Genomic DNA, 14,167 nt, shown 5'->3' on the forward strand with positions numbered 1-14,167 from the left:
GCAGGAGCGATTTCGATGGACGCATCGCAGGTACTGGTCGTGATCACCACGCTGCCGGACGAGGACAGCGCAGCCGCGCTGACCCGCGCGCTGCTGGAAGCGCGGGTCGCTGCGTGCGTGAACCGTATGCCGGCCTGCGAGTCGCAGTACTGGTGGCAGGGGACGATCGAGACCGCGCGCGAACTGCCGCTGCTGATCAAGACCACGCGGGCCTGCTACGACGCGCTCGAAGCGGCGATCCGCCACCACCATCCCTACGACGTGCCCGAGATCGTCGCGCTGCCCGTGCAGGCGGGGCTGCCGGCCTATCTCGACTGGGTCGTCCAGCAGACCGCGACGCCGGGCGGCAACGGCAACGCGCGCCGGGGCAACGACGCGGCATAACGAAACACAGCAGGTAACCGACGATGGGCAGCACCTTGGGGGCGATGGACGGGGTCATGCGGCGGGGCGCGCCGCGCAGCGCAGGTCGGCGGGGCTGGCGAGGTTGGCAAGGCTGGCAATGGCTGGCCGCGATCGCGCTGGCGCTGCTGACGGCCTGGCTGTGTCTCGGCGCCGGCCTGGCGCGCGCCGCCGACCAGGACGATTTCCTGCCGCCCGAGCAGGCCTTCCGCTTCGCCGCCCGCGCCATCGACGCGCGCACCGTCGAAGTCCGCTTCGATGTCGCGCCGGGCTACTACATGTACCGCGAGCGCTTCGCCTTCGCCGCGCAGCCGGCGCAGGTCAAGCTCGGCGCGCCCGATCTGCCGGCCGGCAAGGTCAAGTTCGACGAGACGTTCGGCAAGGAGATGGAGACCTACCGCGACACGGTGACGATCCGCGTGCCGGTCGAGTCCGCGCCCGCGGACGGCAAATGGACGCTGGTCGTAACCTCGCAGGGCTGCGCCGACAAGGGCCTGTGCTATCCGCCGATGGAGAGCGTCTACGAAGTCGGCGGCGCCGGCATCGGCGCGTTGCTCGGCGGCCGCTCGAATGCGGCGTCGACCAATGCCACGTCGCCCATCGCGGCCGCCACGCCGCTGTCGGCCGGCACCGGGAGCACGGGGCCGAGTGCCGCGGTACAAGCCGATATCGGCAAGGCCGTCGACGACAGCGGCCGCATCGCCGCGACGCTGGCCGGCGGCCATCTGCTGACGATCGTCGCGCTGTTCTTCGGTCTCGGCCTGCTGCTGACCTTCACCCCCTGCGTGCTGCCGATGGTGCCGATCCTGTCGTCGATCGTGGTCGGCGAACATCTGCACCGCGGCCGCGCCTTCGTCGTGTCGCTGGCCTATGTGCTCGGCATGGCGGTCGTCTACACCGCGGTCGGCGTCGCCGCCGGGCTGATCGGCGAAGGGCTCGCGGCGACGTTGCAAACGCCCTGGGTACTGGCGCTGTTCGCCGCGCTGATGGTGGCGCTGGCGTTGTCGATGTTCGGCCTGTATGAACTGCAGCTTCCGCAGCGCTGGCAGACGCGGCTGGCCGATTCAGCCAATCGCCGACCCGGCGGCCAGATCGCGGGCGCCGCGGCGATGGGCGCGATCTCCGCGCTGATCGTCGGTCCCTGCGTGACCGCGCCGCTGGCCGGCGCGCTGGCCTATATCGCGCAGAGCGGCGATGCGTGGACGGGCGGCACCGCACTGTTCTCGATGGCGATCGGCATGGGCGTACCGCTGCTGCTGGTCGGCGTCGGTGCCGGCAATCTGCTGCCGCGCGCGGGCCGGTGGATGGAGGCGACCAAACGCGTGTTCGGCTTCCTGCTGCTCGGTGTCGCACTGTGGATGGTCGGACCGGTGCTGCCTGCCTGGCTGTCGATGCTGGGCTGGGCGACGCTGCTGCTGGTTGGCGCGGTGTTCCTGCGCGCGTTCGACGGGCTGGGCGCGGAGCCGCATCCGGTGGCGCGGCTGGGCAAGGGGTTGGGCGTGCTGTCCGCGCTGGCCGGCGCAATCCTGCTGGTGGGCCTGGCCTCGGGCAGCCGCAATCCGCTGCAGCCGCTGTCGCATCTGGTGGCGGGTGCCCGCGACGGTGCGCCGGCGGCCCAGGCGGTACGCTTCGAACGGGTCCGCTCGGTGGCCGACCTCGACGCCCGCATCGCGCAGGCCAGCGCCGCCGGCAAGCCGGTGCTGCTGGACTTCTATGCGGACTGGTGCGTCAGCTGCAAGGAGATGGAGCGCTTCACCTTCAGCGATCCGCGCGTGCAGGCGCGGCTGGCCGACGTGGTGATGCTGCAGGCCGACGTGACCGCCAACAACGCCGACGACAAGGCGCTGCTGAAGCGCTTCGGCCTGTTCGGGCCGCCGGGCATCATCCTGTTCGGCGACGACGGGCGCGAGCTGCCGGTGCGAGTGATCGGCTATCAGGCGGCGGGACGGTTCCTGGCCAGCCTGGAGCGCGCGTTCGGCCCGGCGGGCGCCTGACGCCGGCCTGGCACGAACCCGGCACAGATATTCGGGCCCGGCCGCCGGCCCGGAATCACTCCCGCCACAACCAGCGGCCGACCGCCCACATCGCCGCGATTCCCACCACCACCGCGCCCATCAGCCCGATCGACCACCAGAAGCCGCCGGGCTCCTGCAGCCATGGCATCCGTTCGAAGTTCATGCCGAAGATGCCGGTGATCAGCGTCAGCGGCATGAACAGCGCGGTGATCATCGTCAGCATCCGCATCGTGCGGTTGGTCCGGTGCGCGACCGCCGAGAAGTGGATCTGCACCGCGGACTCGATCGAATCCTCGAGCCGTCGGGCATGCGCCAGCACGCGCAGGATGTGTTCCATCACGTCGTTGATGCGCACCAGCAGCACCTCGTCGCGCTCGTTGGCGATGCCGCCGCCCGGGTCGCTGTAGGTGTTGTCGAGCAGGCTGTCGCGGAATTCCTGCAGCGCGTCGCGCTGCTCCTCGCACAGATGTTCCAGCCGGCGCAACTGGATGCGCGCATCGAGCAGGCCCTCCCAGCTGGAGAAGCCGCTGCGCGCGTTCAGCAGCGCGCGCTGCCAGCGGTCGAGCTGGCGCGTCAGCGGCGCGCGCAGGTCGAGATAGCGGTCGACCATCGCATTGAGCAGCCGCAGCATCAGGTCCTCGGGACGCGTCGGCGGACGGATGCCGTGTACCAGCGCCGTGCCGCCGTTTGCCCGGATCTCCGGCCGCGGCGCGCGGCTCAACTCGAGCAGCCGCTGGCGGACCTGCTCGATCGTGCGCGACTGGCCAGGCCGCACGGTGGCCAGCACGTGGTCGAACACGAAGAAGGTCACCGGCTGCGTGTCGATGCGCGCCAGTGCCGGCAGGAAGCCGGGCGGGTGGCGGCGCGGCTTTGCTGCCGCGGTGCCCGTACCGGCGTTGGCCCCCGCCGCAGTTTCCGCGCCGCTGCCATTCCCCTTGGCGACAACCGGTGCCGGTCCCTCGCTGCCGGCTTCCGCAATCAGGCGGCTGGTCTCGAACGTCAGCTTGCGGAAGATCACCATGTCGTAGGCATGCGTCGTGTCGAAGAACGACGGATGCGCGGCATTGGTGGCGTCGGCCAGATGCAGGTCCAGCACCGGCGCGCCGGTCAGCGTCTGCAACTGGTCGCGCCAGGCCGCCGGCGCCGCGCTGACTTCAGCGAGGGTGCAGTCGACCCACACGAAGCGGGGCGCGGCCTGTTCGGCGAGGAAGGCACGCGCGGCCTCGAGCGAGTCGAGCGGATGGACCTGGCTGGCGGAAAAACCGAGCAGCTGCATGCGCGACCGATCAGCGCGCCAGCAGGCGGGCGGCGTCGAGCGCGAAATAGGTCAGGATGCCGTCGGCTCCGGCGCGGCGGAACGCCAGCAGCGATTCCATCATGACCTTGTCGTGGTCGAGCCAGCCGTTCTGCGCGGCCGCCTTCAGCATCGCGTACTCGCCGCTGACCTGGTAGACGTAGGTCGGGAAGCGGAATTCGTCCTTGACCCGGCGGACGATGTCCAGATACGGCATGCCCGGCTTGACCATCACCATGTCGGCGCCTTCCATGATGTCCTGCGCGACCTCGCGCAACGCCTCGTCGGTATTGGCCGGGTCCATCTGGTAGGTCATCTTGTTGCCCTTGCCCAGATTGGCGGCCGAGCCGACCGCGTCGCGGAACGGGCCGTAGAACGCCGATGCGTACTTGGCCGAGTACGCCATGATGCGCGTGTGGATGTGGCCCGCCTCTTCGAGCGCATTGCGCACCGCGCCGATGCGGCCGTCCATCATGTCGGATGGCGCGACGATGTCGACGCCGGCCGCGGCCTGCGTCAGCGCCTGCCGCACCAGGATCTCGACCGTTTCTTCGTTCAGCACGTAGCCGTCGGCATCGAGCACGCCGTCCTGGCCGTGGCTGGTGTACGGGTCGAGCGCGACATCGGTCAGCACGCCCAGTTCGGGGAAGCGGTCCTTCAGCGCGCGCACGGCGCGCGGAATCAGCCCGTCGTCGCGCGTCGCCTCGATGCCGTCGGGCGTCTTCAGCGACGGATCGATGACCGGGAACAGTGCGATCACCGGAACGCCCAGCTGCACGCATTGCTCGGCGACCGGCAGCAGCAGGTCGACCGACACGCGCTCGACGCCGGGCATCGACGCGACGCTCTGGCGCTGGCCCTGTCCGTCGAGCACGAACACGGGATAGATCAGGTTGTCCGGCGACAGCCGGTGCTCGCGCATCAGGCGGCGCGAGAAGTCGTCGCGGCGCATGCGGCGGGGGCGGAATTCGGGGAAGGTGGACATGGTGAGATCGTCAGTCAGGGGACGGCGGAGCGCAGCGGCCCACGATACATGGGCGATCGCGGCGTCACGGCGAAGGGACCGGATGTGGCAGGGGCTTGGCCTGCCGGGCGGCGGCGTCCCGCGTCCAATAAAAAACTAAACTTTTGTGCGTGCCCGCTATCATACTCGCGGACCCTTTGCGTTGCGCCGCGTGCGTGGCGCGAGGTCCCCCGCTACTCCTCCCTGAGCGGGTACCCGCCTCGCGGCGGGAATATTCCCCCCCGTTGCTTGCAGCGGGGTTTTTTTTGCGCGCTCGCCTACGACGGGGTGTCGCCGCCGCCGGACGCTGGATCGGGCCCGGTCTGCGGCGCCGCATTGGCTGCGGGCGGCGCAGCGCCTGCGGGCTGCGCCTCGGGCAGCCCCAGCCATCCGGCGATATGGCGCTGCGCCTCCTCGATGCCGCGGCGCTTCAGGCTCGAGAACAGCTGTGCGGTCAGCAACGGGGGGTTCTCCAGCTGGGCCGCATAGTCGGCCAGCACGCGGCGCGTCTCGCGCAGCGCCAGCGCGTTCTCGCTGCTGGTCAGCTTGTCGGCCTTGGTCAGCAGCACGTGGATCGGCTTGCCGGTCGGCAGGAACCACTCGACCATCTGGCAATCGAGGTCGGTGAAGGGCCGGCGTGCATCCATCATGATCACCAGCCCGGCCAGCTGTTGCCGCGCCTGCACGTAGTCGCTCAGCAGCGACTGCCAGTGGTACTTGGCCGAACCGGACACCTGCGCATAGCCATAGCCGGGAAGGTCGACCAGGAAGGCCAGCGGATCGGGCGCCTTGACCGGCGCGACCGCGAAGAAATTGATGTGCTGCGTGCGGCCGGGGGTCTTCGACGAGAACGCCAGCCGCTTCTGATTGCACAGCACATTGATGGCGGTCGACTTGCCCGCGTTGGACCGTCCGGCAAAGGCGACCTCGGGCACCGCGGTGGCCGGCAGGTCGCGCAGATGGTTGACGGTGGTGAAGAAGCGGGCCTGGTGTAGAAGGGACATGAGGAGAGGGAGGGTCGGGACGCCCGCGCGGGGTGCGCCAAGCGTCTATCCGGGAAGCGATTTATTGTACAATACCGCGGTTAACGGCCTCCCGGCCGGGTGGCGTTCGACGTTCTTTTGGCCTTGTTGGCGGCCGGCATGACCTGAGTGCATCGGGTGATGAACGGCCGGCAGTGGTCTGCCAACGGGTCTGTCCCGTCTTTTCGCCCAATGCGCGTCCTCACCGCAGGCCGGAGGCTGACCGGCACGCGATAACGAATTCAAAACAATTCAGACAAGGTGTGCGAATGAATGGCATTGCGAAACTTGTGGCTGTCGTAGCACTGGCCTTGCCGGCAACGGTCTTCACGGGTCTGGCCTCGGCCGCCGAGCAGGCCCCCGCCAAGGCGGACCCGGCCAAGGGCGAGACGCTCTACACGCAGGGCGCGCCGGATCGCAATGTTCCCGCCTGCCTGAGCTGTCACGGCGCCAACGGCAACAGCGGCGCCGCGGTCAATCCGAAACTGGCCGCGCAGCATCCCGAATACGCCCACAAGCAGCTGGCCGACTTCAAGGCCAAGGTCCGCAACAACCCGATCATGACACCGATCGCGGCGCAGCTGACCGATCAGGAGATGCGCGACGTCGGCGCCTATCTGGCGCGCCAGACCCAGAAGCCGGCCTCCGCGAAGAACAAGGACACCATCGAGCTGGGCCAGAAGATCTATCGCGCCGGCATCGCCAACAAGGGCGTGCCCGCCTGCGCGGCCTGCCATGGCCCGGCCGGCGCCGGCATTCCGGCGCAGTATCCGCGCATCGGCGGCCAGTTCTCCGAATACACCGAGGCGCAGCTGGTGGCCTTCCGCCAGGGCGGCCGCAAGAACAACGCGGTGATGGCCGAGGTCGCGGCGCGCATGTCCGACGCCGAGATCAAGGCGGTGGCCGACTACGTCGCCGGCCTGCGCTGAGCCCACCGGTAGCCCCGGGCCGGCCGGCCCTCGCCGGCGCGGCGCGGGGGCGCAACCAAACGAGCCGGCGATAATCGAAGAGGGTGGCCTGCGCGAGCGAGCCTCCCTCTTTGTCTTTTGCGCCCCGCGCCTCCTGCCTTACCTGCCATGCCGACCGCTTCCACTTCGGGCCTGCGCCTGAAGACCCCCCACCGCCTGCTGCGCGATACCGTCGAGCTGGTCTCGTCGATGCGCTTCGCGATCGCGCTGCTGTCGGTGATCTCGATCGCCAGCGTGATCGGCACCGTGCTCAAGCAGAACGAGCCGTACGCCAACTACGTCAACCAGTTCGGGCCGTTCTGGGCCGAGCTGTTCCATGCGCTGTCGCTGCAGAAGGTCTACAGCTCGTGGTGGTTCCTGCTGATCCTGGCCTTCCTGGTGATTTCCACCTCGCTGTGCCTGGTGCGCAATGCGCCGAAGATGGTTGGCGACATGCGCTCGTGGAAGGACCATGTGCGCGAGCGCAGCCTGCGTGCCTTCCACCACCGCGTCGAGTTCGATGCCGCCCCAGCGCGCGCAGGGGCGGTGCAGCGCCTCGGTGCGCTGCTGGCCAACCGCGGCTATCGCGTGCGCCAGGTCGAGCATGACGGCGCCACGCTGCTGGCGGCCAAGGCCGGCGCCGCCAACAAGCTCGGCTATATCCTCGCGCACGCGGCCATCGTGGTGATCTGCATCGGCGGGCTGCTCGATGGCGACATGCTGATTCGCGCGCAGATGTGGTTCGGCGGCAAGACGCCGATCACCGGCAACGCGGTGATCAACGAGATCCCGCCGCAGCATCGGCTCTCCAGCAGCAATCCGGGCTTTCGCGGCAACGCCTTCGTGCCCGAGGGCGCCACCGTGTCGACCGCGATCCTGAACATCGCCGATGGCGCGCTGGTGCAGGACCTGCCGTTCACGCTGACGCTGAAGAAATTCATCATCGAGCATTACTCGACCGGCATGCCCAAGCTGTTCGCCTCCGACGTGGTCGTTACCGACCGCGCGACCGGCAAGCAGACCGCGGCCACCATCAAGGTCAACGAGCCGCTGATCGTCGACGGCATCGCGATCTACCAGTCCAGCTTCGAGGACGGCGGCTCGCGCCTGAAGTTCGTCGGCTATCCGATGCAGGGCAGCTCGGCGAAGACCTTCGCGTTCGCGGGCACCGTCGGCAACAGCGCGCCGCTGAAGGGCACCGGCAGCGACGTCGATGCGCAGGGCCTGGCGGTCGAGTTCAGCGACTTCCGGCTGATGAACATCGAGAACGTGACCGATGCGTCGGGCAAGACCGATGCGCGCGGCGTGGCGACGCGCTCGCTGAACGAGCGCATCGAGGCGCGCCTGGGCGCGGCCGCCAATCCCGAGCGCGAGAAGCAGCTGCGCAATGTCGGTCCGTCCGTGCAGTACAAGCTGCGCGACCGCAACGGTCAGGCGCGCGAATTCCACAACTACATGGTGCCGGTGCAGCTCGACGGCCAGACGGTGTTCCTGGCCGGCACGCGCGATACGCCGAACGAGCCGTTCCGCTATCTGCGCATTCCGGCCGACGAGCAGGGCAGCGTGGCCGACTGGATGCGGCTGCGCGCGGCGCTGCAGGACAGCGCGCTGCGCGGCGAGGCCGCGCGCCGCTTCGCGCTGGCGTCGATGCCGGGCGACGACAAGGGCGAGGTGCGTGCGCAGCTGGCCGAGAGCGCGCGCCGTGCGCTGGATCTGTTCGCCGGCGCCGCGCGCCACGATGCCGATGCGCCGCCGGGCGGCTTTGCCGCGATCGCCGCCTTCCTCGAGCGCTCGGTACCGCAGGCCGAGCAGCAGAAGGCGGCCGATGTGCTGCTGAAGATCCTGAACGGCTCGATGTGGGAACTGTGGCAGCTCGCGCGCGAACGCGCGGACCTGCCGGTGGTCGCCAACAGCGCGCAGAGCGGCGCCTTCCTGCAGCAGGCGATCAACGCGCTGTCGGACAGTTTTTTCTACGCGGCGCCGGTATTCCTGCAGCTGGACGACTTCCAGGAGGTCAAGGCCAGCGTGTTCCAGATGACCCGTGCGCCGGGCAAGAACATCGTGTATCTTGGCTGCCTGCTGCTGGTGCTGGGCGTGTTCGCGATGCTCTATATCCGCGAGCGCCGGGTGTGGGTCTGGGTGAAGGATGCGCAGCCGTATGCTGCTCCGGATGCCGCGCCGAGCGACGGCGCGCAACGGGCCGCCGGCAGCCATGTGCTGATGGCAATGTCGACCCAGCGGCGCACCCTGGACTTCGAGAAGGAATTCGCCGCGCTGCGCGAGGACGTGCAGCGTGCCGCGGCGGCCGCGCAGGAATCGCCGCCGGCGGCACCGGCGACACGGTAGGGATTTCGTCATGTCTTCCAATTCTTCCAAGCTGCACGGCCCCGCCGACCCCACGGCGAACCCGGGCCAGATCCCGGCGGCAGCGGACACCTCGTATCTGGAGCCTTCGTTCCTGCGCCGCCTGTCGTGGCTCGACTGGCTGTACGCGCTGCTGCTGGTGGTCGGCGCCGGCGTCGGCCTGGCGCGCTATGGCCAGTGGATGGACGGCTACGACAAGGCGGTGCTGATCGGCGCGGTGCCGACCTTCGCGCTGCTGGGCTGGCACTGGAAGCCGGTGCGCGCGCTGATGGCGGGCCTGGCCGTGCTGGCACTGCTTGCCGTGCAGCTGTACCAGGGCGAACTGGCGCGGGCCGAGCAGGCCTTCCTGCTGAAGTACCTGCTGTCGAGCCAGTCCGCGATCCTGTGGATGTGCGCACTGGTGTTCCTGTCGACGCTGTTCTACTGGGGCGGCCTGCTGGCCCGCTCGCAGACCGGCTACGGCATCGGCCACAAGCTCGCCTGGGCGGCAGTGGTGCTGGGCTTTACCGGCATGCTGGTGCGCTGGTACGAGTCCTATCTGATCGGCCCCGATATCGGCCATATCCCGGTGTCGAACCTGTACGAAGTGTTCGTGCTGTTCGTGCTGATCACGACGCTGTTCCACCTGTACTACGAGGGCCGCTACCGCACCGGCGCGCTGGGCCCGTTCGTGATGCTGGTGGTGTCGGCGGCCGTCGGCTTCCTGCTGTGGTACACGGTCAGCCGCGATGCGCACGAGATCCAGCCGCTGGTGCCGGCACTGCAGAGCTGGTGGATGAAGATCCATGTGCCGGCCAATTTCATCGGCTACGGCACCTTCGCGCTGGCCGCGATGGTCGCGGTGGCCTATCTGCTGAAGCAGCGCGGCATCCTGGCCGAGCGCCTGCCCGCGCTGGAGCTGCTCGACGACGTCATGTACAAGGCGATCGCGGTCGGCTTCGCCTTCTTCACGATCGCCACGATTCTCGGCGCGCTGTGGGCGGCGGAGGCCTGGGGCGGCTACTGGAGCTGGGACCCGAAGGAAACCTGGGCGCTGATCGTCTGGCTGAACTACGCCGCCTGGCTGCACATGCGGCTGATCAAGGGCCTGCGCGGCGCGATGGCGGCCTGGTGGGCGCTGATCGGCCTCTTGATCACGACCTTTGCCTTCCTGGGCGTCAACATGTTCCTGTCCGGGCTGCACAGCTACGGCGAGCTGTGATCTACAGCGCGCTTTGCCGGCGTGGAAGCGAGGAAACCTGCCCTTTTGGGCAGGTTTTTTTATGGGAAAGGGAATAAAACGGCGCCTGACGGTGTTTACTGGGAAACACGGCGCCGGTGGGCGGCGCCGCCTTTTCCTGGAGACAGACATCATGACCCTCTCGCGCCTTACTGCTTCCGGTCGTCTTGCGCTTCCCGTGGCCGCCACCGTCACCATTGCCGCCGTTCTGCTGACCGCCTGTTCCGGCATGGGCATGGGCTCGGGCAGCAGCAGCGCCAGCGCCAGCAGCACGGCCAGCTCTACCGGCAACATGCCGCCGACCGTCAAGGTCAGCAACGGCGTGCTGACCGATCCCCAGGGCCTGACGCTGTACACCTTCGACCGCGATACCGCGGGCAGCGGCAAGAGCGTCTGCAACGGACAATGCGCGGTCAACTGGCCGCCGCTGCTGGCCCAGCCCGGGACCTCGGCCACCGGCCAGTACACGATCATCACGCGCGACGACGGCAGCCGCCAGTGGGCCTATCGCGGCAAGCCGCTGTACCGCTTTGCCAAGGACACCAAGCCGGGCGACCGCACCGGCGACAAGGTGATGAACGTGTGGCACATCGCCACGCCGTAAGGCACCGTCAGGCGCCGTGAGGCGTCGTGAGGCGTCGGCCACGGGCGGCGTGGCCCGTCGCACCAAACACCGGCCAGCCGGTCCAAGTTGAGCCGGCCCGGCACGGCCCTGCGGGGCCGCCCGGCGCGCCGGCGCTCCGCCAAGCAAGGAACGACGATGTGGATTCCCTCTCCGAAATGGCTGCGCGGCGACGACATTCCGCCCAGCGAGATCACGCCGCCCGAGGCGTTCGCCGCGCGCCGCCGCTGGCTGGCGATGGTCGCCGCCGGCGCGGCCGGCAGCGCGCTGGCGCCGTGGGCCACGCGCCAGGCGCTGGCGCAGCAGCCGGGCCGCGGACAGAAACTGGCCGCCACGCCCAACCCCGCCTATGTGGTGACCGACAAGCGCACGCCCTACGAGGACGTCACCACCTACAACAACTTCTACGAGTTCGGCACCGACAAGTCCGACCCTTCCCGCAATGCCGGCACGCTGCGGCCACGGCCGTGGCAGGTCAAGGTCGAAGGGCTGGTGCGGCAGCCCAGGACGTATGACATCGACGGCCTGATGAAGATGGCCGCGATGGAAGAGCGCGTCTACCGGCTGCGCTGCGTCGAGGGCTGGTCGATGGTGATTCCGTGGATCGGCTTCCCGCTGGCCGAGCTGATCCGTCGCGCCGAACCGCTCGGCAGCGCCAAGTACGTCGAGTTCGTGACGCTGGCCGACAAGAAGCAGATGCCGGGACTGGGCAGCCCGGTGCTGGATTGGCCGTATCGCGAGGGGCTGCGCCTGGACGAGGCCATGCATCCGCTGACGCTGCTGACGTTCGGCCTGTACGGCGAGGTGCTGCCAAACCAGAACGGCGCACCGGTGCGCATCGTGGTGCCATGGAAGTACGGCTTCAAGAGCGCGAAGTCGATCGTCGCGATCCGCTTCGTCGACAAGCAGCCCGCCACCAGCTGGAACCTGGCCGCCCCGCAGGAGTACGGCTTCTATTCGAACGTCAATCCGGAAGTCGACCATCCGCGCTGGAGCCAGGCCACCGAGCGCCGCATCGGCGACGACAAGGGCGGCGGCTTCGCGGCGCTGTTCGCGCCCAAGCGCAAGACGCTGCCGTTCAATGGCTATGCGCAGCAGGTCGCCTCGCTGTATCAGGGCATGGATCTGCGCAAGTTCTTCTGACCGCTTTTCCTTGCACCGCATGCCTTCCACCGAGACGACGCCGGCCGCCCCGCGCACCGCCGGGCCGGCGGCCGCGCGCCGGGGCGGCGCCATGCCCGGCACCTTGCCGCCGGCGCGGCTGCGCGCGCTGAAGGCGCTGATCTGGGTGCTGGCGCTGCTGCCGTTCGCACGGCTGGCCTATCTTGGCGCGACCGGCCAGTACGGCGCCAATCCGCTGGAATTCGTCACGCGCTCGACCGGCACCTGGACGCTGGTGATGCTGTGCGCGACGTTGGCCGTGACGCCGCTGCGCCGTCTGAGCGGCTGGAACTGGCTGCTGCGGATACGGCGATTGCTGGGCCTGTTCGCCTTCTTCTACGGCACGCTGCACTTCCTGCTGTGGCTCGGCGTGGACCGCGGCTTCGACCTGGCCTACATGGCCAAGGACGTGTTCAAGCGTCCGTTCATCACGATGGGGTTTGCCGCGTTCGTGCTGATGGTGCCGCTGGCCGCGACCTCGACGCATGCGATGGTGCGGCGGCTGGGAGGGCGGCGCTGGCAGGCCCTGCACCGCAGCATCTATGCGATCGCGGTGCTGGCGATCCTGCACTACTGGTGGCACAAGGCCGGCAAGAACGACTTCGGCGAGGTGTCGATCTACGCCGCGGTGGTGGCGGCGTTGCTCGGCGCGCGGCTGTGGTGGTGGTGGCGCGGGACGGCCCGCGCCGCGCCCGCGCCGGGCGAGTCGTCGCGGACTTAGCGCGGCAGCAGGTTCTCGTCGCGGAACAGGTCCTCGACGCGCTCGCGGGCCCGCACCAGATGCACCGCCTCGCCGTCGACCATCACCTCGGCCGCGCGCGGACGCGTGTTGTAGTTCGAGCTCATCACGAAGCCATAGGCGCCGGCCGACATTACCGCCAGCAGATCGCCCGGCGCCACCGCCAGCGCGCGATCGCGTCCCAGCCAGTCGCCCGATTCGCAGACCGGGCCGACCACGTCATAGGTCACCGGTTGTCCCGGGTTTGCCAATCCCGCCGGCGCCACCGGTTCGATCCGATGAAAGGCCTCGTACATCGCCGGGCGCGCCAGATCGTTCATTGCCGCGTCGACGATGCAGAAGTTCTTGGCCTCGCCCGGCTTCAGGAATTCGACGCGCGTCAGCAGCACGCCGGCATTGCCGACCAGCGAGCGGCCGGGCTCGAACAGGACTTCCCGATGGCCGTGCCCGCGCTGCGCCACGCGCTCGAGCAGCGTGCGCGCAAAGCCGGTGATATCGGGCGGCGTCTCGTCGTCATAGGTGATGCCCAGCCCGCCGCCGACATCGATATGCGACAGCACGATGCCGTCGCGCTCGAGTGCCTCGACCACGTCGAGCACCTTGTCCAGCGCCTCCAGATAGGGCGACACCTCGGTGATCTGCGAGCCGATATGGCAATCGATGCCGGTGCTCTCCAGGTGCGGCAGCGCGGCGGCGGCACGGTAGGTCGGCAGCACGTCGTCGAAGGCGATGCCGAACTTGTTGCCCTTCAATCCGGTGGAGATATACGGATGGGTGCGCGCGTCGACGTCCGGATTGATCCGCAGCGATACGCGCGCGCGCTTGCCGACGCGGCCCGCGACCGCATTCAGGCGATCGAGCTCGGGGATCGATTCGACGTTGAAGCACAGCACGTCGTGCGCCAGCGCCAGCTCCATCTCGGCTTCCGACTTGCCGACGCCCGAGAACACGACCTTGCGCGGATCGGCGCCCACCGCCAGCACGCGCTGCAGTTCGCCGCCGGAGACGATGTCGAAGCCGGCGCCGAGTTGCGCGAACACCTGCAGCACGGCGAGATTCGAATTGGCCTTCATCGCGTATTGCACCCGCGCGCGATGGCCCGCGCAGGCGGCGGCGTAGGCCTGGTAGGCGGCGGTCAGCGCCGCGCGCGAATAGACATAGGTCGGCGTGCCGAACTGCTCGGCGATACGGGCGAGCGGCACCTGTTCGACGGCAAGGGCGCCGTCGCGGCGATGGAAAAATGCGGTCATGTTATCGAGCGGCAGGAGCGGACGCGGGCGCGGCGGACGATGGCGATGAAGACGACGAAGACGTGCGGGCCGGCGCCGTGCGCGCCGGCATTGGCGCGGCGTCCGGCTGCGACAGGCCGGGATCGGGGA

12 protein-coding genes are annotated in these 14,167 nt (G+C 68.9%); 8 read left to right on the top strand and 4 right to left on the bottom strand.

What is annotated here, in order from left to right; all coding sequences use genetic code 11:
• The first annotated feature begins 15 nt into the window (after window positions 1-15).
• Together cutA and dsbD are read left to right on the top strand one after the other, a co-directional pair.
• Window positions 16-384 (top strand): divalent-cation tolerance protein CutA, encoded by a 369-nt coding sequence (gene cutA, locus FOB47_RS00855; RefSeq protein ID WP_174779676.1) that lies wholly within the window; start codon window positions 16-18, stop codon window positions 382-384.
• A 56-nt stretch (window positions 385-440) separates the two neighbouring features.
• Window positions 441-2,396, top strand: coding sequence for a protein-disulfide reductase DsbD (gene dsbD, locus FOB47_RS00860; protein ID WP_174780803.1), 1,956 nt, complete (start codon window positions 441-443; stop codon window positions 2,394-2,396).
• A gap of 55 nt (window positions 2,397-2,451) precedes the next feature.
• On the opposite strand, the gene FOB47_RS00865 is transcribed toward dsbD, so the two are convergent.
• The 3 genes from FOB47_RS00865 to yihA form a co-directional block, all read right to left on the bottom strand.
• On the bottom strand, window positions 2,452-3,693 hold the full coding sequence (locus FOB47_RS00865) for a magnesium transporter CorA family protein (protein ID WP_174779677.1): 1,242 nt from the start codon (window positions 3,691-3,693) through the stop codon (window positions 2,452-2,454).
• A 10-nt stretch (window positions 3,694-3,703) separates the two neighbouring features.
• Window positions 3,704-4,696 carry a porphobilinogen synthase gene (gene hemB / locus FOB47_RS00870; protein ID WP_053822672.1) on the bottom strand — a complete coding sequence of 331 codons (993 nt, stop codon included), beginning with the start codon at window positions 4,694-4,696 and terminating at the stop codon, window positions 3,704-3,706.
• A gap of 296 nt (window positions 4,697-4,992) precedes the next feature.
• Entirely contained in the window at window positions 4,993-5,718 is a 726-nt protein-coding gene (gene yihA, locus FOB47_RS00875) for a ribosome biogenesis GTP-binding protein YihA/YsxC (RefSeq protein ID WP_174779678.1), read from the bottom strand.
• 287 nt (window positions 5,719-6,005) lie between these two features.
• On the opposite strand from yihA, the gene FOB47_RS00880 reads away from it, so the two are divergent.
• From FOB47_RS00880 to msrQ, 6 genes are all read left to right on the top strand, one after another.
• Window positions 6,006-6,665, top strand: a complete 660-nt coding sequence (locus FOB47_RS00880) for a c-type cytochrome (protein ID WP_151023389.1) — start codon at window positions 6,006-6,008, stop codon at window positions 6,663-6,665.
• Window positions 6,666-6,812: 147 nt separating this feature from the next.
• The gene (locus FOB47_RS00885; RefSeq protein ID WP_053822670.1) at window positions 6,813-9,029 is read left to right on the top strand and encodes a cytochrome c biogenesis protein ResB; all 2,217 of its coding nucleotides are present in this window, start codon (window positions 6,813-6,815) and stop codon (window positions 9,027-9,029) included.
• A gap of 10 nt (window positions 9,030-9,039) precedes the next feature.
• Window positions 9,040-10,248, top strand: a complete 1,209-nt coding sequence (ccsB, locus tag FOB47_RS00890; protein WP_244959245.1) for a c-type cytochrome biogenesis protein CcsB — start codon at window positions 9,040-9,042, stop codon at window positions 10,246-10,248.
• Window positions 10,249-10,399: 151 nt separating this feature from the next.
• The gene (locus tag FOB47_RS00895; protein WP_053822668.1) at window positions 10,400-10,870 is read left to right on the top strand and encodes a COG4315 family predicted lipoprotein; all 471 of its coding nucleotides are present in this window, start codon (window positions 10,400-10,402) and stop codon (window positions 10,868-10,870) included.
• A 156-nt stretch (window positions 10,871-11,026) separates the two neighbouring features.
• Entirely contained in the window at window positions 11,027-12,031 is a 1,005-nt protein-coding gene (msrP, locus tag FOB47_RS00900) for a protein-methionine-sulfoxide reductase catalytic subunit MsrP (protein WP_174779679.1), read from the top strand.
• Window positions 12,032-12,122: 91 nt separating this feature from the next.
• Window positions 12,123-12,770 carry a protein-methionine-sulfoxide reductase heme-binding subunit MsrQ gene (gene msrQ / locus FOB47_RS00905; protein ID WP_244959299.1) on the top strand — a complete coding sequence of 216 codons (648 nt, stop codon included), beginning with the start codon at window positions 12,123-12,125 and terminating at the stop codon, window positions 12,768-12,770.
• On the opposite strand, the gene lysA is transcribed toward msrQ, so the two are convergent.
• Window positions 12,767-14,038: a diaminopimelate decarboxylase gene (gene lysA / locus FOB47_RS00910; RefSeq protein WP_174779681.1), complete on the bottom strand. Its 1,272-nt coding sequence runs from the start codon at window positions 14,036-14,038 to the stop codon at window positions 12,767-12,769. The two genes, msrQ and lysA, sit on opposite strands and share 4 nt — an antisense overlap.
• Window positions 14,039-14,167 lie beyond the last annotated feature (129 nt).

Source organism: Cupriavidus gilardii, assembly GCF_013347325.1.
In the GTDB taxonomy this organism is placed as follows: Bacteria; Pseudomonadota; Gammaproteobacteria; order Burkholderiales; family Burkholderiaceae; genus Cupriavidus; species Cupriavidus gilardii.